Origin of the sequence: Candidatus Thiopontia autotrophica (assembly GCA_014384675.1) — a bacterium.
GTDB lineage: Bacteria > Pseudomonadota > Gammaproteobacteria.
This window is the reverse complement of the sequence record JACNFK010000011.1, coordinates 1-19925: the sequence shown is the minus strand read 5'-3', so window position 1 is coordinate 19925 and position 19925 is coordinate 1. Positions and strand designations below refer to the sequence as shown.

At 49.0% G+C, this 19925-nt stretch carries 23 protein-coding genes; 3 read left to right on the top strand and 20 right to left on the bottom strand.

What is annotated here, in order from left to right; all coding sequences use genetic code 11:
• Window positions 1–462, top strand: a 462-nt coding sequence (locus tag H8D24_00715; protein ID MBC8518915.1) for an aminotransferase class V-fold PLP-dependent enzyme, incomplete at its 5' end; no start/stop codon positions are given.
• Window positions 463–602: 140 nt separating this feature from the next.
• On the opposite strand, the gene H8D24_00710 is transcribed toward H8D24_00715, so the two are convergent.
• From H8D24_00710 to H8D24_00645, 14 genes are all read right to left on the bottom strand, one after another.
• Window positions 603–1373 carry a TatD family hydrolase gene (locus H8D24_00710; GenBank protein ID MBC8518914.1) on the bottom strand — a complete coding sequence of 257 codons (771 nt, stop codon included), beginning with the start codon at window positions 1371–1373 and terminating at the stop codon, window positions 603–605.
• A complete protein-coding gene (locus H8D24_00705; protein MBC8518913.1) occupies window positions 1370–2314 on the bottom strand; it encodes a DNA polymerase III subunit delta' in 945 nt (314 codons plus the stop codon). The genes H8D24_00710 and H8D24_00705 overlap by 4 nt, the downstream gene beginning before the upstream one ends.
• Window positions 2311–2946: a dTMP kinase gene (locus H8D24_00700; protein MBC8518912.1), complete on the bottom strand. Its 636-nt coding sequence runs from the start codon at window positions 2944–2946 to the stop codon at window positions 2311–2313. Before H8D24_00700 ends, H8D24_00705 begins: the two co-directional genes overlap by 4 nt.
• A gap of 7 nt (window positions 2947–2953) precedes the next feature.
• Window positions 2954–3079, bottom strand: coding sequence for a type II toxin-antitoxin system RelE/ParE family toxin (locus tag H8D24_00695; GenBank protein MBC8518911.1), 126 nt, complete (start codon window positions 3077–3079; stop codon window positions 2954–2956).
• Window positions 3070–3891 carry an aminodeoxychorismate lyase gene (gene pabC / locus H8D24_00690; GenBank protein ID MBC8518910.1) on the bottom strand — a complete coding sequence of 274 codons (822 nt, stop codon included), beginning with the start codon at window positions 3889–3891 and terminating at the stop codon, window positions 3070–3072. The genes H8D24_00695 and pabC overlap by 10 nt, the downstream gene beginning before the upstream one ends.
• A complete protein-coding gene (locus H8D24_00685) occupies window positions 3891–5204 on the bottom strand; it encodes an aminodeoxychorismate synthase component I (protein ID MBC8518909.1) in 1314 nt (437 codons plus the stop codon). Before H8D24_00685 ends, pabC begins: the two co-directional genes overlap by 1 nt.
• The gene (gene fabF, locus H8D24_00680) at window positions 5201–6445 is read right to left on the bottom strand and encodes a beta-ketoacyl-ACP synthase II (protein ID MBC8518908.1); all 1245 of its coding nucleotides are present in this window, start codon (window positions 6443–6445) and stop codon (window positions 5201–5203) included. The genes H8D24_00685 and fabF overlap by 4 nt, the downstream gene beginning before the upstream one ends.
• 92 nt (window positions 6446–6537) lie before the next feature.
• On the bottom strand, window positions 6538–6774 hold the full coding sequence (acpP, locus tag H8D24_00675; GenBank protein ID MBC8518907.1) for an acyl carrier protein: 237 nt from the start codon (window positions 6772–6774) through the stop codon (window positions 6538–6540).
• Between the two features lie 97 nt (window positions 6775–6871).
• Window positions 6872–7612 carry a 3-oxoacyl-ACP reductase FabG gene (fabG, locus tag H8D24_00670; GenBank protein ID MBC8518906.1) on the bottom strand — a complete coding sequence of 247 codons (741 nt, stop codon included), beginning with the start codon at window positions 7610–7612 and terminating at the stop codon, window positions 6872–6874.
• The gene (fabD, locus tag H8D24_00665; protein ID MBC8518905.1) at window positions 7609–8556 is read right to left on the bottom strand and encodes an ACP S-malonyltransferase; all 948 of its coding nucleotides are present in this window, start codon (window positions 8554–8556) and stop codon (window positions 7609–7611) included. Before fabD ends, fabG begins: the two co-directional genes overlap by 4 nt.
• A gap of 6 nt (window positions 8557–8562) precedes the next feature.
• Window positions 8563–9519: a ketoacyl-ACP synthase III gene (locus tag H8D24_00660; GenBank protein ID MBC8518904.1), complete on the bottom strand. Its 957-nt coding sequence runs from the start codon at window positions 9517–9519 to the stop codon at window positions 8563–8565.
• The gene (plsX, locus tag H8D24_00655; protein ID MBC8518903.1) at window positions 9516–10535 is read right to left on the bottom strand and encodes a phosphate acyltransferase PlsX; all 1020 of its coding nucleotides are present in this window, start codon (window positions 10533–10535) and stop codon (window positions 9516–9518) included. Before plsX ends, H8D24_00660 begins: the two co-directional genes overlap by 4 nt.
• 76 nt (window positions 10536–10611) lie before the next feature.
• Window positions 10612–10794: a 50S ribosomal protein L32 gene (gene rpmF / locus H8D24_00650; GenBank protein ID MBC8518902.1), complete on the bottom strand. Its 183-nt coding sequence runs from the start codon at window positions 10792–10794 to the stop codon at window positions 10612–10614.
• 111 nt (window positions 10795–10905) lie between these two features.
• Window positions 10906–11415: a DUF177 domain-containing protein gene (locus H8D24_00645; protein ID MBC8518901.1), complete on the bottom strand. Its 510-nt coding sequence runs from the start codon at window positions 11413–11415 to the stop codon at window positions 10906–10908.
• 54 nt (window positions 11416–11469) lie between these two features.
• Here H8D24_00645 and maf point away from each other — a divergent pair, with 54 nt between their 5' ends.
• On the top strand, window positions 11470–12054 hold the full coding sequence (gene maf, locus H8D24_00640) for a septum formation inhibitor Maf (GenBank protein MBC8518900.1): 585 nt from the start codon (window positions 11470–11472) through the stop codon (window positions 12052–12054).
• Here the strand turns inward: maf and H8D24_00635 are convergent.
• Together H8D24_00635 and rluC are read right to left on the bottom strand one after the other, a co-directional pair.
• Window positions 12005–12697 carry an HAD-IA family hydrolase gene (locus tag H8D24_00635; GenBank protein MBC8518899.1) on the bottom strand — a complete coding sequence of 231 codons (693 nt, stop codon included), beginning with the start codon at window positions 12695–12697 and terminating at the stop codon, window positions 12005–12007. The genes maf and H8D24_00635 overlap by 50 nt on opposite strands.
• A complete protein-coding gene (rluC, locus tag H8D24_00630) occupies window positions 12682–13647 on the bottom strand; it encodes a 23S rRNA pseudouridine(955/2504/2580) synthase RluC (protein MBC8518898.1) in 966 nt (321 codons plus the stop codon). Before rluC ends, H8D24_00635 begins: the two co-directional genes overlap by 16 nt.
• Before the next feature lie 761 nt (window positions 13648–14408).
• Here rluC and H8D24_00625 point away from each other — a divergent pair.
• Entirely contained in the window at window positions 14409–16787 is a 2379-nt protein-coding gene (locus tag H8D24_00625; protein ID MBC8518897.1) for an Rne/Rng family ribonuclease, read from the top strand.
• A gap of 52 nt (window positions 16788–16839) precedes the next feature.
• Here the strand turns inward: H8D24_00625 and H8D24_00620 are convergent, their stop codons facing one another.
• The 4 genes from H8D24_00620 to modA are packed head-to-tail and all read right to left on the bottom strand — an operon-like array spanning window position 16840 to window position 19903.
• Window positions 16840–17337 (bottom strand): low molecular weight phosphotyrosine protein phosphatase, encoded by a 498-nt coding sequence (locus H8D24_00620; GenBank protein ID MBC8518896.1) that lies wholly within the window; start codon window positions 17335–17337, stop codon window positions 16840–16842.
• A gap of 51 nt (window positions 17338–17388) precedes the next feature.
• Window positions 17389–18456, bottom strand: a complete 1068-nt coding sequence (gene modC, locus H8D24_00615) for a molybdenum ABC transporter ATP-binding protein (protein MBC8518895.1) — start codon at window positions 18454–18456, stop codon at window positions 17389–17391.
• Window positions 18456–19142, bottom strand: a complete 687-nt coding sequence (gene modB, locus H8D24_00610) for a molybdate ABC transporter permease subunit (protein MBC8518894.1) — start codon at window positions 19140–19142, stop codon at window positions 18456–18458. Before modB ends, modC begins: the two co-directional genes overlap by 1 nt.
• On the bottom strand, window positions 19142–19903 hold the full coding sequence (gene modA / locus H8D24_00605) for a molybdate ABC transporter substrate-binding protein (protein MBC8518893.1): 762 nt from the start codon (window positions 19901–19903) through the stop codon (window positions 19142–19144). Before modA ends, modB begins: the two co-directional genes overlap by 1 nt.
• Window positions 19904–19925 lie beyond the last annotated feature (22 nt).

The following is a 19925-nucleotide window of genomic DNA, read 5'->3' as shown; positions in this document are numbered from 1 at the left end:
ATGCGTGAGACACTTTATGATTTTGATACAGATTCAGATGCGCTCTCAAACTGTGAGCAGCCAGGTTGTTGCAGTGATATTCCCGACTGGACCATTGCGAAAGGTGCACGTCGTTTTGAGCCTGGAAGCCCCAACATGTTGGGCATTCACGGGCTGGAGGCATCGCTCTCCCTTATTGATGAAGTTGGCATGGAGCAGATAGAGAAGCTGGTGCTGGAACGCTCCAGGTTTCTTGTTGATGCTATTCAGGCCCACCCAAAATTGGAGCTAATTACTCCGGTCGACCCCGAACGACATGCAGGCATTATCACCTTTTCAGTCGGAGAAAGTAGTTTAGAAGTTACGCATAACAGACTGACTGAAAAAGGAATTCAATGTGCGGTACGCTCTGGTGGAATTCGCTTTTCACCCCATTTCTACACATCAATAAGACAGCTTGAGAAGGCAATAAAATTACTCTGATAGTTATGAAATCATTCGCTTAACTCAGGCACAGTTGTTTACAAACTCTAATAGATCGCCCATGGCTAGATTACCTGATTGATTTTGCAGTTGTTTTAACCAACCTAACCACTTTTGGAAAGATCTTTGGTGAGGTTACATTAGAGACGAAAGAGTCGTTGAAAATTCTCTGTAGTGATCCGATCCACCTCCTCTATACTCCAGCCGCGCAGCTCTGCCACCTTCTCTGCCACCTGACGTACATAGGCAGGCTGGTTGGGTTTTCCCCGATATGGAACTGGGGCTAGATATGGTGAATCAGTCTCTATCAGCAGCCGATCCTGCGGTACCTGTTTCACCACCTCACGCAACTTTGCCGCACTGTTGAAGGTGATGATCCCGGAGAAAGAGACGTAAAACCCAAGATCAAGCGCCTGGCTAGCCATCTCCCAATTTTCTGTAAAGCAGTGCATCACCCCGCCGCACTGCTCCACCCCCTCCTCCCGCATGATGCGAATGGTATCCTCCCGTGCCTCACGGGTGTGGATGATTAGCGGCTTGTTGCACTCTTTGGCAGCACTGATATGGGTTCTGAAGCGGTTACGCTGCTGCTCCAGCTTCTCTGCATCTGTTACATAGTGGTAGTCGAGCCCGGTCTCGCCGATTGCCACCACCTTTAAATTCTCTGCGCGCTGCAGCAGATCATCCAGGGTTGGCTCAGCCATCTCCATCTCATTTGGGTGGACACCAACTGATGCATAAATCCTGTTGTCTGAGTTTGCGATGCGCAAAACCTCATCAAAGTTCTCAAGATCGATACAGACATTAAGAAAGCCATCGACCCCCTCTTCTGCAGCACGATCCAGAGAGTCATCAAGAGTCTCTCCTTGCGGGATTTTGAGCCGGTCAAGGTGGCAGTGGGAGTCGATCATCGAAAACGGCTCCACTCCAGCAGCAATCCATCGAACAGAAGCTCCTTGTTGATGGGGGTAGTTGAGAGGGCGATCGCCTCTATAATTTTGTCATGAAACAGGAATAGTTTTCGTTGGTCAATCTGCCGCAGCGTCTGACTGATCAGGGATAGTGGCTCCCTCCCCCTGATTGCTGCAACCAGCCACTGCTGCATCCATCGCAGGGTAGTTGTTGGATTATGCTTGCTCCAGCGATATGCAACCTTGATTGGATTTGCTCTTCCCTGAAGCAGATCCAGAAGCTCACGCCCCATCTCATTATAGTGTTCAAGATTGTCGCTATCGGAAAGTGCAAGCGCCCTCAGCGGTGCACCTTCTGCCAGCCCAAGCACAACATCAACTTCTACTTGATCATCTAGCTGCCCTCTTAACCAGGATGTCGCATCCTCTGCTGACGGCTGAGGAAATGCCACTTGTTGACAGCGACTACGTATAGTCGGCAATAGTTTGGCAGGGTTATGGGTGACAAGCATAATAACCGTATCCCCAGATGGCTCTTCCAGAGTTTTCAGGAGACTGTTTGCAGAACTGCGATTCATTGACTCCGCCGGATTTAATACAACTACCTTACGTGCAGATATTTGTGGAGTATATGAGAGCTCCTCAACCATTGACCTAACCAGACCTACTGCTAAAACACTTTTGCCATCTTCTGGCTCAAGATAGCTAAAATCGGGGTGGGTCTCAGCCTCATATAGGTTACATGATGGACAGCTACCACAAGCCTCGCCAGTTTTATCAGGTTGACTACACAACAGGCTCTTGGCTAAAAATCGTGAAAATATATCTTTACCAGTACCCTCCGGGCCATACAGCAACAGAGCATGAGGCATACGCTTTTGACTAATCCTCTGTTGAAATCCTGTCCAGATATCATGTTGCCATGGGAGAATAGTGTTCATGCTCTCTGTTCCTGGATAAATGGGATCAAGTGGCCATCAATCTCTTGCTGCACATCCTCTAACGGCATGGATGTGTTGACCACCCTGAAGCGCTCAGGAAACATCCTGGCCCGATCCAGATAACTATCTCTTACCCGATGAAAGAAGGCGATCTCCTCCTTCTCGAAACGGTCCAGAGCTCCTCTCCTGCCTGCACGCTCCAGCCCGATCTCCGGCTCAATATCGAGTAGCAGGGTCAGGTCGGGCTGTAGCCCTTTCTGTACCCACTGTTCCAGTGCAGTAATACGTTCGGTTGGAATCCCCCTGCCACCACCCTGATAGGCGTGGCTGGCATCGGTAAAGCGGTCGCAGAGCACCCACTTGCCTGCATCCAGTGCTGGCTGGATCACCTGAGTCAGATGCTCTGCACGGGCGGCAAACATCAGCATAAGCTCAGCATCCTGCGACATACCGGTGTGGCGATGATCGAGCAGCAGTTCGCGCACCTCCTCACCCAGCGGGGTGCCACCTGGCTCTCTGGTCTGCACTACCTCAACTCCGTACTCCTCCAGACGGGCTCGAACATGGTTTATGTTGGTGGTTTTACCAACCCCCTCGGAGCCCTCAACGGTGATGAATTTTCCTCTATTCATAGGGAAACTATTCTAGCCAATCTTCATGACCATGTCTGATTCTAATTATGAAAACATTGCCATCATCACTAATGGTATAAATGGTGATATGAGACTGAATTGGGTGGATACGAACAGGAGACCTTAGAAATATTTGTCAACATCAATAAATCTTGTAAGGTGTGTAACTATCGGATCTAAAACTGAAAACTGTTTATCTCCAATCTGCCGTACTGGCCAGACATGGATAAGGCTGTTGCTGCAGAAGGCCTCCTCCATCTCACTTAGTTCACTAAGGTGGATGGGACGAACTGTTACTGAAATACCATCCTGTTGGAGCTGCTCAATCAGCATCTCTCTCATCACCCCGGCAACCCCACACCTAGTCAGCTCTGGGGTTATGACCTCTCCACCCCTCACGAAGAAGATGTTGCTCATGGTCCCCTCAACTATATGGTCTTCACCATTTACCATTAAACCCTCGGCAATATCCGGATCACTCCACTCGCCTCTGGCCATAACCTGCTCCAGTCTGTTCAGGTGTTTTATGCCAGCCAGTAGTGGATTTGATCCCAGCCTGGTTTCACATAGATGGAGTCTGACACCGCTCTTGTAATATTCCGCCGGGTATTCAGGCCATGGAGAGAGGGCGAGAATTCGTGTTGGTGCCGGGCTCTCTGGCGGGCGATATCCCCTCCCCCCACTGCCACGGGTAATAGTAATTTTCAGCACAGAACGAGATGAACCATCACTGCCGACAAGCTGTTCTGCCTCGGCTAGAAATAGCTCCTCTGGCGGCAGAGGAATAGATAATTTTTCTGCACCCCGTTGTAGACGTGCCATATGGCGCCCCCAAAACTCCAGCTTACCGTCAACAACCGCAATAGTCTCAAACAGCCCGTCTCCATACTGAAGTCCACGATCTGTGGCACTGATCTGCTCCGTCTCAACCCCATTCACCAGCATCACGGCTCAACCCCCAGCGCCATCAGCATCCCCCTGGCCTTTGCCCTGGTCTCCTCCAGCTCTCTCTGTGGAATTGAGTCATGGACAATACCGGCACCGGCACGCAGGGAGAGAGTGTTCCCCTCCTGGGTGATGGTACGTATCAGAATATTCAGATCCATATCACCATTATGGTTGAGGTAGCCGAAACTCCCTGTATAGGCACCACGTGGCTCCGGCTCCAGCTCATCGATAATCTCCATACAGCGCACCTTGGGACATCCGGTAATAGTACCACCCGGAAATAGCGCACGAATAACATCACCGGGGGTAATGCCATCTCGTAGCTCTCCGCCAATATTGGATACGATATGGTGGACGTGAGCATAGCTCTCCAGCACCATAAGCTCATCCACTTTGATGGTTCCCGGTTGGCAGACACGCCCCAGATCGTTACGCTCCAGGTCAATCAGCATAATGTGTTCTGCCTGCTCCTTGGGGTGTGCCAACAGCCTCTCGGATAGCTTTTCGTCCTCACCCAACTCTCTACTACGTGGATGGGTACCTGCGATTGGTCTGGTTTCGGCAACTCCATTGGTGACCTTGATAAGTCTCTCAGGAGATGAACTGATAACTGCCATGTCATCCTGTAGAGCCAGACCTGCAAATGGAGCTGGATTGCTCTCCCTTAGCCTCTGGTAGATCTGGTATGGCTCTACCGATTCAGAGAGCTCTCCTTGCCACTTGCGAGAGAGATTTACCTGAAAGACATCACCCTCGACGATATAGTGTTTTATCCTCTCAACACCATCAAGAAACTTGCCGGGTGACTCTTCACTGATTGTGGCAGGCACGATTTTTGCCGCCGGATGGTGCAGTGGCTTCAGGTTTGAGAGATCCTCCTGCATGAGTTTGACTCTCTCTGTCAGCTCACCATCCTCATCCACAAAATGGATACGCCCAGTGGAGTGCTCCTGGAGAATGGCTGCCGGTATGTGTGTAGCGTAGGCTTGAGAGGATGGGGATGTGTTTCCACTGGATGTTGCGCATCTTGACAGTACCGGCTCAATCTCGTGGGCCAGTTCATAGTCCAGAAACAGAAACCACCCACCTCGAAAAGGGAGCTCACTATCTGCTCCATTATCAAACCTGCAGCGCGCCCTTGCCCATGCTCTGTCCAGCGCCGCAAGAAACCCTTCATCTTCTACTCTTATGATCTCTTCTGGAAAGGCAAAGAGAATATCCCACTGTGCACCACTGCCGGATGCAGCACTCTCAAGCAGATATGGGTAGCGCTCCGGATTTACCGCATGCAGCGCAAGCAGGTCAATCACATCTTTTTCAGGATGACGGTTCCGTTGGTTCCACCAAAGCCAAACGAGTTGGACATTGCAATATCAATCTTCATCTCACGCGCGGTATTGGCAACATAATCAAGATCACACTCCGGATCCTGGTTAAAGATGTTGATGGTGGGTGGAGAGACCTGATCCCTGAGTGCCAGAATAGAGAAGATAGCCTCAATACCGCCAGCCGCACCCAACAGGTGTCCTGTCATGGATTTAGTGGAGTTGATCGCAACCTTGTAGGCGTGATCACCAAATGACTTTTTCACCGCTGAGGTCTCTGCAAGATCACCTGCCGGAGTGGAGGTGCCATGTGCGTTTATGTAATCAATATCTTCGGGGTTAATGCCAGCATCTGCCAGTGCGCTATCCATGCAGCGCGATGCCCCTTCACCGCCAGGTGATGGTGAGGTCATGTGATAGGCATCACCACTCATCCCAAAGCCGGTCACCTCAGCATAGATGTTGGCACCACGCGCCCTGGCATGCTCATACTCTTCAAGCACCAGTACACCGGCACCATCACCCAGCACAAAACCATCACGGTCTACATCCCATGGACGGCTGGCTGTTTGTGGATCATCATTACGAGAGGAGAGCGCCTTGGCCTGGGCAAACCCACTCAGCCCAACTGGACAGGTGGCATTCTCGGCACCACCTGTAATCATCACATCTGCATCACCATAGATAATCATCCGCGCAGCATCACCAATGCTATGGGTCGCAGAGCTACATGCGGTAACAATGGCGGTATTTGGCCCCTTGGCTCCAATCATGATGGAGAGGTTGCCGGAGACCATGTTGATGATATTGGAGGGGACAAAAAATGGGGAGACCTTTCTGGGGCCACCATTTACCAGAGAATCCCTGCCCTTCTCGATACCTGGCAGCCCACCGATACCGGATCCTACAGAGACACCAATACGGGGGGCATTCTCATCCGTAATCTCCAGGCCGGAGTCACGAAATGCCTGAACCCCGGCAGCAATACCATAATGGATAAATGTATCCATCTTGCGTAGATCTTTCCTGGTCAGGTACTCCAGTGGGTCAAAATCATCCTTGATTGAACAGGAAAATGTAACCGGAAATTCAGTGGCATCAAAATGTGGTACAGGACCTGCCCCGCTGACTCCAGCGAGAATATTCTTCCAGCTATCTTCTACCGTATTTCCAACTGGAGAGACCATCCCCATACCGGTTACCACAACACGTCTGTCGCCCTTCATCTCGTTTCCTTATCAATTCAAAAACCAAAAAGCCGCACTTCCTGTATGAAATGCGGCTTTCATCATAAAACGATATCTTTGATATTCAGATATTAGCCGTTTGCCTTGTTGATGTAATCAATCGCAAGCTGAACGGTAGTAATCTTCTCAGCCTCGTCATCAGGAATCTCACAACCAAACTCCTCTTCCAGTGCCATCACCAGCTCAACTGTATCCAGAGAGTCTGCTCCAAGATCATCTACAAAAGATGACTCATTAGTGATCTCACCCTCATCTACACCCAGTTGCTCTGCAACAATTTTGGTAACCTGTGCTTGAATATCGCTCATTGTAATCCTCTACGATTTGTTATTTATGGAAAAACTGCGGACAATTTTACCACCATCACCTCTATTTGCCATAAAAAAATAGCAACAAGAAAAATAGTTACATATACATCCCGCCATTCACATGTAGTGTCTGGCCTGTAATATAAGAAGCCTCTTCTGAAGCTAGAAAACCTACTGCATTGGCTATATCTTCCGGCTGTCCCAGAGATCCTAACGGAATCTGGGTTTTAAGAGCATCCTTCTGTTCCTCAGGAAGTGCCTTGGTCATGTCAGTATCAATAAAGCCTGGTGCAACCGTATTTACAGTAACCCCACGTGAAGCAACCTCACGAGCCAGCGCCTTGCTGAACCCCATCACCCCGGCTTTTGCGGCCGCATAATTGGACTGTCCAGGATTACCCATGGCACCTACAACAGATGTGATACTTATGATGCGTCCGCTACGGGCCTTCATCATTCCCCGCAGACAGGCCTTGGATACACGATAAATTGAGGTCAGATTAGTATCCATAATGGCACTCCACTCCTCTTCCTTCATCCTCATCAACAGATTGTCGCGGGTAATTCCTGCGTTATTAACCAACAAGGTAACCGCGCCCTGTTCATCAGCTATGCGCTTGATGATTGCTGTAACTGCATCTCCATCAGTTACATTAAGGTTCATCCCCTCACCTTGCATGCCGGCCTCACTCATATAGGCAGAGATTTTTTCAGCACCACTATCCGAGGTGGCGGTTCCAACCACATATGCACCCATCTTGCCTAGCTTGAGCGCAATTGATTGACCAATCCCGCGACTGGCTCCAGTTACCAGTGCAACCTGTCCTTCCAGACTCATGACTCTTCTCCATTGACTGTGTTGATAGCTGCCTCAAGACTAGCGTTATCGAAAACTGCCATAGCTTTCATCCCTCTCTCAATCCTCTTGTTCAGGCCGGCCAACACTTTGCCTGGACCACACTCAACAAGCATATCAACATCCTCACCGTGCATCTTCCGAACAGTCTCAACCCAACGCACAGGATTGTAAAGCTGGCGAGTTAATGCTTCACGAATAGAGTCCGGCTCTATCTCTGCACTAACATCAACATTGTTGATAACGGGAATCTCTGGTGAATTGATCATCACAGGTTCCATTGCTACGGCAAATTTCTCTGCTGCCTCACGCATAAGTGAGGAGTGTGAAGGGACACTTACAGGAAGAGGAAGCGCACGTTTTGCGCCTGCCTCTTTTGCTGCCTCAATGGCACGCTCTACTGCATCCGCACTACCGGCAATTACCACCTGCCCGGGCGAGTTGAAATTTACCGGCTCAACTACACCGCCATCTGCCGCATCACTACAGACCGCACGAACCTGATCATCTTCCAGACCCAGAATAGCTGCCATTGCCCCCTCTCCTTCAGGAACAGCCTCCTGCATTAGACGCCCGCGCTCTGCTACCAGTTTAATGGCGTCACCAAAGTGAAGAGCACCAGCAGCAACCAGTGCAGAATACTCACCCAGGCTATGGCCTGCCATAATAGATGGCGCGATACCTGCCTGTTGGTTCCACACCCTCCAGGTTGCAACTCCAGCAGCCAGCATTGCAGGCTGCGTATTGGTAGTCTGGTTAAGTGCCTCCTTTGGCCCCTCCTGCACCAACTTCCAGAGATCCATGCCCAGTTGATCAGAGGCCTCACCAAAGGTTTCACCTACAACAGCATGGCTCTCGGCAAGTTCTGCAAGCATGCTCACAGATTGTGAGCCCTGACCAGGAAAAACAAACGCAAGTTTCATTATTAACTCCTATAGACGAGCGAGGACAGAGCCCCAGGTAAATCCGCCTCCAAAGGCCTCCATCAGCACAGTCTGCCCCTTCTTTATCTTTCCACTCCGTACCCCCTCATTAAGTGCCAACGGCACTGATGCGGCCGAGGTGTTGCCATGATTCTGTACAGTAAGAATCACATTATCCATGGACATCTTGAGTTTTTTGGCAGTAGCGGCAATTATTCGCACATTGGCCTGATGAGGCACCAGCCAATCAATCTCCTCTTTCTTCATCTGGTTGGCATCCAGAGTCTCATCGACTATACGCCCAAGCGTATTGACAGCCATTTTGAATACCTCATTACCCTTCATCTCAATATATGGCTCACCATCATATCCAGATGATATCCCACCAGGAACATGTAGCAGCTCCTCATACTTTCCATCTGCATGAATATGGGTAGATAGAATTCCGGGCTCCTCAGAAGCCTTCAGCACTACGGCTCCAGAACCATCACCAAACAGAATTGCTGTTCCTCGATCCTCCCAATTTACAATTCTGGAGAGAGTCTCGGCACCAACAACCAGAGCACATTTTGCGGAACCGGCACGGATGAAATTATCCGCAACCGAGAGCGCATAAACAAACCCCGTACATACCGCCTGCACATCAAATGCCGGAGAGCCGTGAATATCCAGACGTTGCTGTAACAGACATGCGGTACTGGGGAAAATCTTGTCTGGTGTTGTAGTTGCAACAATTATCAGATCAATATCGTTGGGATCAATGCCCGCGGCCTCAATTGCCTGACGCGATGACTGTTCTGCTAGATCACAGGTAGTCTCGTTTTCTGCAGCAATATGACGGGTTTTAATTCCAGTGCGAGCCACAATCCACTCATCGGACGTGTCCATCATTTTTTCAAGATCTGCATTGGTTCTGACCGCCTCGGGAAGATAACCACCAGTACCTACAATTCTTGAATAACTCACTCTTTACCCTCTACCAATGTACGATGCAGATGCGCATCAATCTTCTGTGGAACAGCATGTTCAACCTCGGCAACTGCAACATTGATTGCATTACTAAAACCCATAACATCAGTACCACCATGACTTTTTACCACAATACCACGCAGACCCAAAAGACTGGCACCATTATAGTTGCGTGGCTCTATGCGGCTACGAAATGCCCTCATTACAGGCATGGCAATCAATCCGGAAATTCTGGTCAGCAGATTTTTACTAAACTCTGTCTTGATGAAGTGGCTGACCATATGAGCCAACCCCTCACTTGCCTTAAGGGCGATATTCCCAACAAAACCATCACAGACCACAACATCAACCGTCCCTTTGTAGATATCATCACCCTCTACAAAGCCATAATAGTTAAGATCACTGTTCGACAGAATCTCGGCAGCCTGTTTTACCGTCTCATTACCCTTGATCTCCTCCTCGCCAATATTCAGCAGACCAATTGATGGATTGGGCTTGTCCGCAACCGCAGTCACCAGCTCCGCCCCCATTACCGCAAACTGAAACAGGCTCTCAGGAGTTGCGTCCACATTGGCGCCAAGATCCAGCATATAACTGGTGCCGCGAACAGTGGGTAGTGCAGCAGAGATTGCGGGACGGTCAATCCCGGGCAACATCTTGAGGACAAACCGTGAGGTTGCCATCAGTGCGCCTGTATTTCCTGCACTTACGCACGCGCCTGCATCACCATCTTTTACAAAATTGAGCGCAACACGCATGGATGAGTCTTTTTTCTTACGCAGAGCACTGGATGGAGATTCATCCATCTCCACGGTCTGGGATGCATGTTGGATCTTGATCCGGCTCTTTAGAGCTGAATCAGCCTGCTCCAGATGTGTCGAAATTTCATCCTGATTACCGACCAGAATCAGGCGCAGAGAGCGGTTTTTTTTGAGCGCATGGATAGCGGCCGGAACTGTAACATCCAGACCGTAGTCACCACCCATGGCGTCAATTGAGATGATGCTCGTCACGAACTGATTGTGGTTACGGCCATCAAGATCCGTCCCCACACCTCATCACAATGAATGGTAAACACGCCAGATAAAATTAATCTTCTGCGCTATCCTGAATCACTTTGCGACCACGATAGTAGCCGTCAGGAGTTATGTGGTGACGCAGGTGAGTCTCTCCTGTCTCTGAATCAACAGAGAGTGATGGGCTTGTCAGCGCATCATGAGAACGACGCATGCCACGTCTTGAACGAGTCTTCTTGTTTTTTTGTACAGCCATTGGATCTCTCCCAACATTAAATACAGAATAAAAAAAGCAGCCGCTCAATCGAACAGCCACCAATATTGGCGCGAATTATAATTGAATTTGTACTGTTTTGCCCAGTTTTTGTCACCTCTTCAACTGTTCCAGTATCTGGAAAGGATTTCTCTTTTTCTCCTCCTCAATTACATTGGAATCCTGAAGATAACGGGATGCACTACACTCATCTATGGGATGAGTCACCACAACAGGAACTGCCAATATCAACTCATCCTCAATAAAAGCGAGAAGAGAAAAATTCTTGTCATCAACCAAGAGTGGCTCATAACTCTCTGGCAGTGAAGAGAAGTCATCCTCATTGCGAACAAGGCCCATCACGAAGCTAGAGCTTATTGGGGTACTCATCGGTTCCATACAGCGCTGGCACGGTAGCTGAACATCTGCAGAGACCACCCCTTCAAGATAGATGACAGCTGCTTCATCAACCCCAAAAACAACCTTGATATCCACACTGCCACTTTTATCAAGCAGAAGCTCAGTGACACGCTCAAAATTATCGAGAGGCAGTGTCTGCTCAATGGTTCTGCCGGATAGAGCCAGCGCAAAAGGGTCAACATATTCCGGAAAGTGGTCTGTCATGAGAACAGAATAATACCCAAATTCCCAGATAGAAACATGGGATAATGTGTAACCATGCTTCCTCTTCCACTAATACTTGGCTCTAGCTCTCCTTTCAGAAAAGAGCTGCTATCCCGACTGCAACTCCCTTTTGAGACCTTTTCACCGGATATTGATGAGAGCCATATAGATGGGGAGTCCCCAGAACAGTTAGTGGAACGTCTCTCTATCGAAAAGGCTACAGAGGTTGCACACCACTTCCCTGCTCATCTGATTATCGGGTCAGATCAGGTTGCTCTGAATGGCACTGAGATACTGGGAAAACCAGGAAGTTTTGAGAATGCATTTCAACAGCTGGCCGCGGCATCAGGAAAGAGCGTACATTTTCTTACCGGAGTTACACTACTAAACTCTGAAAGCGGAAAGAGTCAAACTGAGGTAGTGCCATTTACAGTCCATTTTCGTGAGCTTGATGACAACATGATTAAACGTTATCTGCATGCGGAAGAGCCGTACAACTGTGCCGGAAGCTTTAAGTCCGAGGGGCTTGGCATCAGCCTGTTTAAGCGTCTTGAGGGAGATGATCCAAGTGCTCTGATGGGGCTTCCTCTTATTCGTCTGGTACGGATGCTTGAGCAGCAAGGGGCAACAGTTCCCTGACCAACTTGATGGAATCAACACAGGCTATTGGGTTGTGGCTCTGTAACCTCTCTGCAGAGTGGACCCCATAACAGACCCCAACCGATGCAATTCCAGCCCGTTTTGCCATCAGCAAATCATATTCACTATCACCCACCATAATAGCCGCTTCTGGATTAATCTGGAGCTCATCAAGAATCTCGTGGATCATCTGCGGATGTGGCTTGGAACAGGTCTCGTCTGCACAGCGGGTTGAGTGAAAAATTTCGTCAAGTTCGGTATCTTTCAAAACCAGATCAAGCCCTCGACGACTTTTTCCGGTCGCAACCGCAAGTAACACACCCTCATGTCGCAACTCATTTAATAGCGACTCAACTCCAGGAAAAAGATTATCTCTTCCCTGTGCAGTACCAAAAAAGTGTCTCCTGTAACCATCTGATACCTCTTGGGCAAATGACTCATCTGTTCCCGGATATAGAGTAGTAACAGCCTCATTAAGCCCCAACCCGATAATGTTGCTGATCTCCTCATGAGAACGTGGCTCAAGATCCATGTCACGAATTGCCCCCTCCATACAACGGACAATCACATCCACTGAATCCATCAAGGTTCCATCCCAGTCAAAAATGACCAGCTCAACAGGCGCACTCAGAATTGGCGGCATGACTCATCCTCTTGAATACGTTTCAGTAAAGCAGACAGTTCCGGCGGAAGCGGGGCCTCCATCCTCATGGTTGTTCCACTGTCAGGATGAGGGAAAACCAGTTGATCTGCATGGAGAAACAACCGCCCCAAACCAAGTTTACTCATCTGTTTATTGAACTCCTGATCACCATACCGATCATCACCGGCCAGAGGGTGGTCAATATGTGCGCCATGAACACGAATCTGATGTGTGCGCCCAGTCACAATCTCCACCTCAACCAGAGTCGCAGATTGGCAGGAGATTTGGGGGCGAAAATGGCTCTCTGCGCTTTTGCCGTCAGGATCAACAAGTACCATCCTCTCTCCTGAACGCAGCACGTTTTTTCTCAGTGGCGCCAAGACAGTCTTCGATTTGCGCATCTTCCCTGCAACCAGAGCCAGGTAGCGTTTCTCCATCCCGTGTTTACGAATGAGATCATGAAGAAAACGGAGTGCACGTCTCTTTTTGGCAATCAACAACACCCCTGATGTTGCACGATCAAGACGATGTACCAACTCATAATTAACAGCCTCTGTTCGTAACGCACGAAGCGCTTCAATCACGCCATACCTGATGCCGCTTCCACCATGTACTGCCAGACCAGATGGTTTATTCAAAACCAGCAACAGGTCATCCTCATAGATTATTGCTTTCTCGATCCACTCAACTGATGATTTCGCTGGAGGAGTATTACCTTCAGAGATTCGCACGGGCGGGATTCTCAAGAGATCCCCCTCCTGCAGCCGATAAGTTGGTTTTACCCTTTTTTTATTAACCCTGACCTCACCCTTTCTAAGAATTCGGTAAATCCTGCTTTTGGGCACACCTTTCAGTTGTGACAACAGAAAATTATCGACGCGCTGTCCAGCCTTCTCACTATTGATCTCGAGATAACTCACCTGTTGCCGATTTTGTTCACTGGATTGCATGGGGATATTTTACCCGAATCCTCATTTAGAAATCGGATATAGAGAGCTACTCACTGTTTTCAAGATCCCAACTTTCGTTGGGGATGATGGTGCAAGCAAGATATTTGGTCATATATTAGAATTGCTGGTGTGGGTTTTAATCGATTGCGGCACAGTAGATTCACTGGTATAGTCGCGAGTTACATCGCTCGCCAATTAGGGAGCCTCTGATGATTAAGTAGATGATTAAGTCATCCTCGCGTAGGCGGTAATGACGAGATTTAGACTTAATCAGAAGTTCCTTAGCAAAGCTAAATAGCTTTGGAAAACCAAACGCATAGAGAGCTTATGAAAAGCTCATGCCTAGAGAGCGCTGTAAGTGAAAGAATTTATGGGCACACACTGCTACCTGGCAGGGTGATTGAGAATAGAAAAACTGAGCCCGAAAGATATATGTGATGAAGATAGACTAGAACGAGATGTTTTGAGAATCATCTTCAGCAGAGGAATTTATTACTGACCTGATACTTGCTGACAACAGCACATCGGGTCAAGAATGTAGATGCAGAGCGTATCTGCCTATTTGGTATAAAAGACAATAACTAGATGTTTTACAACACAAAACAATAAGTTGTTTACCAATGCAATTGAGAGCCAGGCTCTCAATTTGCCAATATTCCCTGTCTGATCTGTTCTCCTCGGCCTGAGTCCTTTGGATTCCGTCGACGCAATCGTTGCGTCACTTTCGGAACACAAACACTGAGAACTGTAGAATGAAAAGAATTTTAATGAATGCAACCCAGGAAGAGGAGTTGCGTGTAGCGTTGGTGGATGGCCAATATCTTTACGACCTGGATATCGAGAGCGCCGCCTACGAAAAGAAAAAAGGCAATCTCTACAAAGGAAAAATTACCCGCGTCGAACCTAGTCTGGAAGCGGCCTTTGTAAATTATGGCTGCGAACGTCACGGCTTTCTCCCCTTCAAGGAGATCTCCCGCAACTACTTTAAAGATGGTGCATTTGATGGTGGAGGACGCCCAAATATTGCAGATTCGGTAAGTGAGGGACAAGAGGTAATTGTCCAGATCGAAAAGGAGGAACGGGGTAATAAAGGGGCTGCTCTAACAACCTTTGTCAGTATGGCTGGACGATATCTGGTCTATATGCCAAACAACCCACGTGCCGGAGGCATCTCTCGCAGAATCGAGGGCAAGGATCGTCAGGAACTCCGTACGGCAATGCGCGACATGAATATCCCCAAGGGGTCAGGGGCAATTATTCGTACCGCAGGTGTCGGCAAAACCACTGAAGACCTGCAGTGGGACCTAGATTACCAACATAAAATCTGGAGTAGTATCGAGACTGCAGCAGAAAAACCTGCCCCCTTCCTGATTTATCGTGAAAGTGACATTGTGGTACGGGTTATCCGGGATTATCTACGTGATGATATCGGCGAGATCCTGATCGATAATGAAGACACCTATCAGATTGCTCATGAATTCATGTCTCGTGTTATGCCTCATAACCTGAGAAAACTGAAGCAGTATAAGGAGGAGACCCCAATCTTTACCCGCTTCCAGATTGAGAGCCAGCTGGAATCTGCTTTCCGGCGCGAGGTGAGACTCCCCTCTGGCGGCTCTATCGTAATCGATCCTACCGAGGCGCTGATCTCTATTGATATCAACTCGGCAAGAGCCACCAAGGGTAGCAATATTGAGGAGACAGCTCTTAACGCAAACCTTGAGGCGGCAGACGAGATAGCACGCCAACTGCGTATCAGAGATAGCGGTGGCCTTGTTGTAATCGACTTTATCGACATGCATGCAGGTAAGAATCAGCGTGCTGTTGAAAACCGTCTACGTGATGCGCTACAGCAAGATCGCGCACGTGTTCAGGTTGGCAAAATCTCGCGCTTTGGGTTACTGGAGATGTCTCGACAGCGCCTGCGCCCATCTCTCGGAGAGTCTGCACATAACGTATGCCCACGTTGCAGTGGTCAGGGCACCATTCGTGGCACTCAGTCAATCGCGCTGTCTGTACTACGTCTGATTCAGGAAGAGGCTCTCAAGGAGGGTTCTGGACAGGTCACCGCACAACTCCCCATACCGGTAGCAACCTACCTGCTTAATGAAAAACGAGATATTGTCACCGAGATTGAGAAACGTTGCGCAGTATCAGTGATGTTGATTCCAAACCAGTCACTGGATACCCCCCATTACAGCATCGAACGTTCCAGAAAAAGTCCAGACAGTCAGGAACAGAAGCAGCCACCAAGTTACCAACGTGTGGAGAAAAAAGAGAGCAGTGAGGATGATGTTATTCAGGAGACCTCCTCGGTGAAACGTGACAAACCTGCAGTTAGTGAGGTCATGCCTAGTGCACCTGCGCCCAAGATAGTTAAGAAGGAGCCTGCTTCAAAGAGACAAGAGAAAAGTAGTACATCATCCCCCTCCTGGATTAAAAAGATCATCACCTCTCTGTTTGGAGGCAGTAAAAAGAAAAAAGAGGAAGAGGAAAAGAAAAAGAGAGCAGCTAACCAACGCAACCGTAATCGTGGGCGTGGAAGAAATAGACAGGGCGACAATCGCAGTGGTGGAGGTGGTCGTCACCCCTCACGTCGCGGCCAGGGAAACAAAAACCGTTCTCAGCAGCGTGGAAACCGTCAAGGGCAGAAAGGCGGTGGTCAAGGCCGAAGTCAGGGGGGGAGTCAGAATCAGGGGAAACAGCAGGGCCAAGAGCAGAAGCAGAAACAGGAGCAGGGGCAGCAGAACCAGGATCAAAACAAGAGTCAGGGTCAGGGCCAGACAACAACAAGCAACAGTCGCAGCAGAATAGTCCAAAAGATAGCACCAAGGATAGCAACAAGGATAGCAACGGCCAGAAGAGAAGACGTTCACGCTCCGGCGGCAATCGTGGCAGGCAACAACAGAAAACAAACCCTAACGCCGGTCACACAACAAAACAGTGCTCCCACCCCAAAAGAGTCACCAAAGCAGGCTGTTCCTCAGCAAAAACCTGTAGAAAACCGACAACCGGACAAATCTTCAGCTCCTGCTCAAACCAACAGCCAGAAGCCTGCTAACAACAACCCAAAGCCAGTTGAAACAGCAGTAAAAAAAGAGCCCGCAGTCAAAGCCACCACCTCAACTGAGCAAGGATAAAAAAAACGGGCTCCTTTTACGGAGCCCGTTTTTTATCTGTCCATGGATGTTTTCAGGGTAGTTTGTAAATCTCTCTGAGATGACTTATGAGTCCACGAGAGGCGTCCTCCACCATATCAAATACCTGCTCAAACCCATTGGGGCCACCATAATATGGATCCGGCACCTCGCTGGTACGCCAGTGGTCTGGGGCAAACTCCATAAACAGCCGTAATTTCTCTGCCGTGGCCGAACTTGTGTAGGACTCGAGAATGGCATAGTTATCACGATCCATAGCCAAAACCAGGTCAAAGCGGTCAAAATCACGCTCTTTTGCCTTGCGTGCTCGCAGATCACTCATATCCAGGCCTCTGTGTAGAGCAGTTGACTGGGCTCTCTCGTCTGGTGGATGTCCAACATGATATGAGTGAGTGCCTGCTGAATCGATCTCGATTCTGTCACTCAACCCCTCGTCCTCAACCATTTTACGAAATACACCATGTGCCGTTGGTGATCTGCAGATGTTCCCCATACAGACAAACAGTACTGATATTTTTTCTTTATTTTTCATATAGCTAATATATAAACATAAATTAATTTATTAAGTAAATTTGTTGTCCTGCTACGATAACAGAGCCACACTCTTGACCTGGGCGTAGATGGTTTTACCTTGCTCAAGCTCAAGAATATCAGCTGACTTTCTGGTAATACGAGAAAGCATTGGGACTCCTCCAGCCATCAACCTCACCATCACCTGTGCACTACCCTCAAGTGTCAACTCTGCAACCGTCACTGGAAAAATATTGAGAATACTGGTGTCCGACTGATGCTCCCTGGTTAGACTCACATCTCTTGCAGCAACCCTCAGACGAACTGGATTACCAACTGGCAATGAACGGTGAGCAACTGTAAAGCGCCCCCCAGGAAAATCTATATAGGTCAGATCAAATTTGTCATCATGTCCTGCAACCCTGGCTTGAATCAATGACGCAGCATCATCACCATGCGCCATTGGAAGATCTGACCTGGTCAATATATCACCAATGGCCCCACTCCCCTTTACTTCACCATCCTCAAGCAAAATCAGGTGATCTGCCAGGCGTGCAACTTCATCCGGTGAGTGGCTGACATAGATAACAGGAATATCAAGCTCGTCATGCAGTGACTCAAGATAAGGCATGATCTCCCTTTTGCGCTGCATATCCAGTGCCGACAGAGGTTCATCCATCAACAAAATCTTTGGACTAACTGCCAACGCTCTGGCAATAGCCACCCGCTGGCGTTCGCCACCTGAAAGCTGTGTTGTCTTGCGCTCAAGCAGTGGCGTTATATCCAACAACTCAATTGCGCGATCTAACAAAACCTTTCGTTCCGCAACAGGAACACGGCTAATGCCATATTCCAGATTACCCTGCACACTCAGATGCGCAAACAGACTTGCCTCCTGAAAGACGTACCCTACTGGACGCTGATGAGGCGGGACAAAGCTGTGGTCATCCTGCCATATCGAACCATCAACCTTGAGAACTCCCTTGCTATTTTTTTCCAGGCCAGCAATTACTCGTAACAGCGTAGTCTTGCCACATCCGGATGGGCCAAAGATCGCAGTGATCCCTCTGCCAGGTATAGTCATATCCGTATCAAGGACAAACCCACCTCTCTCCATCCTTAATTTGCACTCAATTGTCATTAATCTACCTGCCTCATTAACGAGAAACGACGATTGAAGGTATAAATTGCAACCAGCATCAGGAATGAGAGCAGCAACAATCCACCAGAGAGCAGGTGTGCATGACCATACTCAAGCGCCTCAACATGGTCATAAATGGCAATAGAGAGCACCTGGGTCTCCCCCGGTATGTTGCCACCAATCATCAACACCACCCCGAACTCTCCTACTGTATGGGCAAATCCGAGCACTGCAGCAGTCAGGAATCCAGAGCGGGCCAGAGGCATGGCTACAGTAAAGAAACGGTCCAACGGAGATGCTCTCAAGGTTGCTGCTACCTCCATTGGACGTGAGCCTATTGCACTGAATGCATTCTGCAAGGGCTGTACAACGAATGGCATTGAGTAGATAACTGAACCCACCACAAGCCCTGCAAATGTAAACGCCAGTGGCTGACCACCAAGCCACTCCATTGCTTCGCCAATAGGGCCATGTGGTCCCAGGGCAATCAACAGATAGAACCCAAGCACCGTAGGCGGCAACACCAGAGGGAGCGCAATGATCGCCTCTAGTACCGCCTTAAGTCTCCATTGCGTGTGTGCCATCCACCAGGCAAGTGGTGTTCCCAGCAGGAGAAGGATAAGCGTACTGATTCCCGCCAGCTTCAGGGTAACAACAAGAGCAGATAGATCATATTCATTAAGCATCAAGGTATACCGTACCCAAATCCACGAATAATCTCCAGAGCCTCATCACTTTTCACATAATCAAGAAAAGAGCGTGCAGGATCATTATCATCCAACAACACCGCCTGTTGCTCAATAGAAGAGTAGAGCGGTTGCGGCACCTCCCAGAATGACCCCTTGATGGGTTGGCCTGGCCGCTTTATCTGTGAGTAGGAGACAAACCCAAGTTCAGCATTCCCGCTACTGACAAACTGAAAGGTCTGGCCAATATTTTCGCCACGAACCATCCTGCCCCTTAAGCTACTCCACACTCCACGCCCCTGAAGCACCTCGCGTGCTGCCCGCCCATATGGGGCAAGCCTGGGATTTGCAACAGCAAGGTAACGAAAACCACCATCTGTAATCACTCTACCATGAGGGTCGATATAATCGGCAGCAGGACTCCAGAGAACAAGTTTGCCCAGAGCATAGGTGAAGCGGCTCCCAGCATCTATGAACCCCTCCTCTTCGAGCAACCTCGCCCTTCTAACATCTGCAGCAAAGAAGAGATTAAATGGGGCGCCATTTATGATCTGGGCATAGTGTTTTCCTGTAGAGCCTGAAATAACACTCACCTTATGACCAGTGTTGTTTTCAAACCCCTTTGCAACCTCTCTTATCGTGTCGGCAAAGTTACTGGCAACTGCAACCCTAATCTCATCTGCTAATACCAGCCTGGAAGAGAGCAGCAACCACAATGTGATAACTGCCAAAACAGGAGCTTTTATAGTGAATTTATTCATAAGAATAATGGCGGAGAAGGAG

What these genes read in the sequence shown, in the direction of transcription:
- H8D24_00710 (MBC8518914.1), bottom strand. Translation starts at nt 1,373, where the DNA reads ATGATCGACTCCCACTGCCACCTTGACCGGCTCAAAATCCCGCAAGGA.
- H8D24_00705 (MBC8518913.1), bottom strand. Translation starts at nt 2,314, where the DNA reads ATGAACACTATTCTCCCATGGCAACATGATATCTGGACAGGATTTCAA.
- H8D24_00700 (MBC8518912.1), bottom strand. Translation starts at nt 2,946, where the DNA reads ATGAATAGAGGAAAATTCATCACCGTTGAGGGCTCCGAGGGGGTTGGT.
- pabC (MBC8518910.1), bottom strand. Translation starts at nt 3,891, where the DNA reads ATGCTGGTGAATGGGGTTGAGACGGAGCAGATCAGTGCCACAGATCGT.
- fabF (MBC8518908.1), bottom strand. Translation starts at nt 6,445, where the DNA reads ATGAAGGGCGACAGACGTGTTGTGGTAACCGGTATGGGGATGGTCTCT.
- acpP (MBC8518907.1), bottom strand. Translation starts at nt 6,774, where the DNA reads ATGAGCGATATTCAAGCACAGGTTACCAAAATTGTTGCAGAGCAACTG.
- fabG (MBC8518906.1), bottom strand. Translation starts at nt 7,612, where the DNA reads ATGAGTCTGGAAGGACAGGTTGCACTGGTAACTGGAGCCAGTCGCGGG.
- rpmF (MBC8518902.1), bottom strand. Translation starts at nt 10,794, where the DNA reads ATGGCTGTACAAAAAAACAAGAAGACTCGTTCAAGACGTGGCATGCGT.
- H8D24_00645 (MBC8518901.1), bottom strand. Translation starts at nt 11,415, where the DNA reads ATGACAGACCACTTTCCGGAATATGTTGACCCTTTTGCGCTGGCTCTA.
- maf (MBC8518900.1), top strand. Translation starts at nt 11,470, where the DNA reads ATGCTTCCTCTTCCACTAATACTTGGCTCTAGCTCTCCTTTCAGAAAA.
- H8D24_00635 (MBC8518899.1), bottom strand. Translation starts at nt 12,697, where the DNA reads ATGCCGCCAATTCTGAGTGCGCCTGTTGAGCTGGTCATTTTTGACTGG.
- rluC (MBC8518898.1), bottom strand. Translation starts at nt 13,647, where the DNA reads ATGCAATCCAGTGAACAAAATCGGCAACAGGTGAGTTATCTCGAGATC.
- H8D24_00620 (MBC8518896.1), bottom strand. Translation starts at nt 17,337, where the DNA reads ATGAAAAATAAAGAAAAAATATCAGTACTGTTTGTCTGTATGGGGAAC.
- modC (MBC8518895.1), bottom strand. Translation starts at nt 18,456, where the DNA reads ATGACAATTGAGTGCAAATTAAGGATGGAGAGAGGTGGGTTTGTCCTT.
- modB (MBC8518894.1), bottom strand. Translation starts at nt 19,142, where the DNA reads ATGCTTAATGAATATGATCTATCTGCTCTTGTTGTTACCCTGAAGCTG.
- modA (MBC8518893.1), bottom strand. Translation starts at nt 19,903, where the DNA reads ATGAATAAATTCACTATAAAAGCTCCTGTTTTGGCAGTTATCACATTG.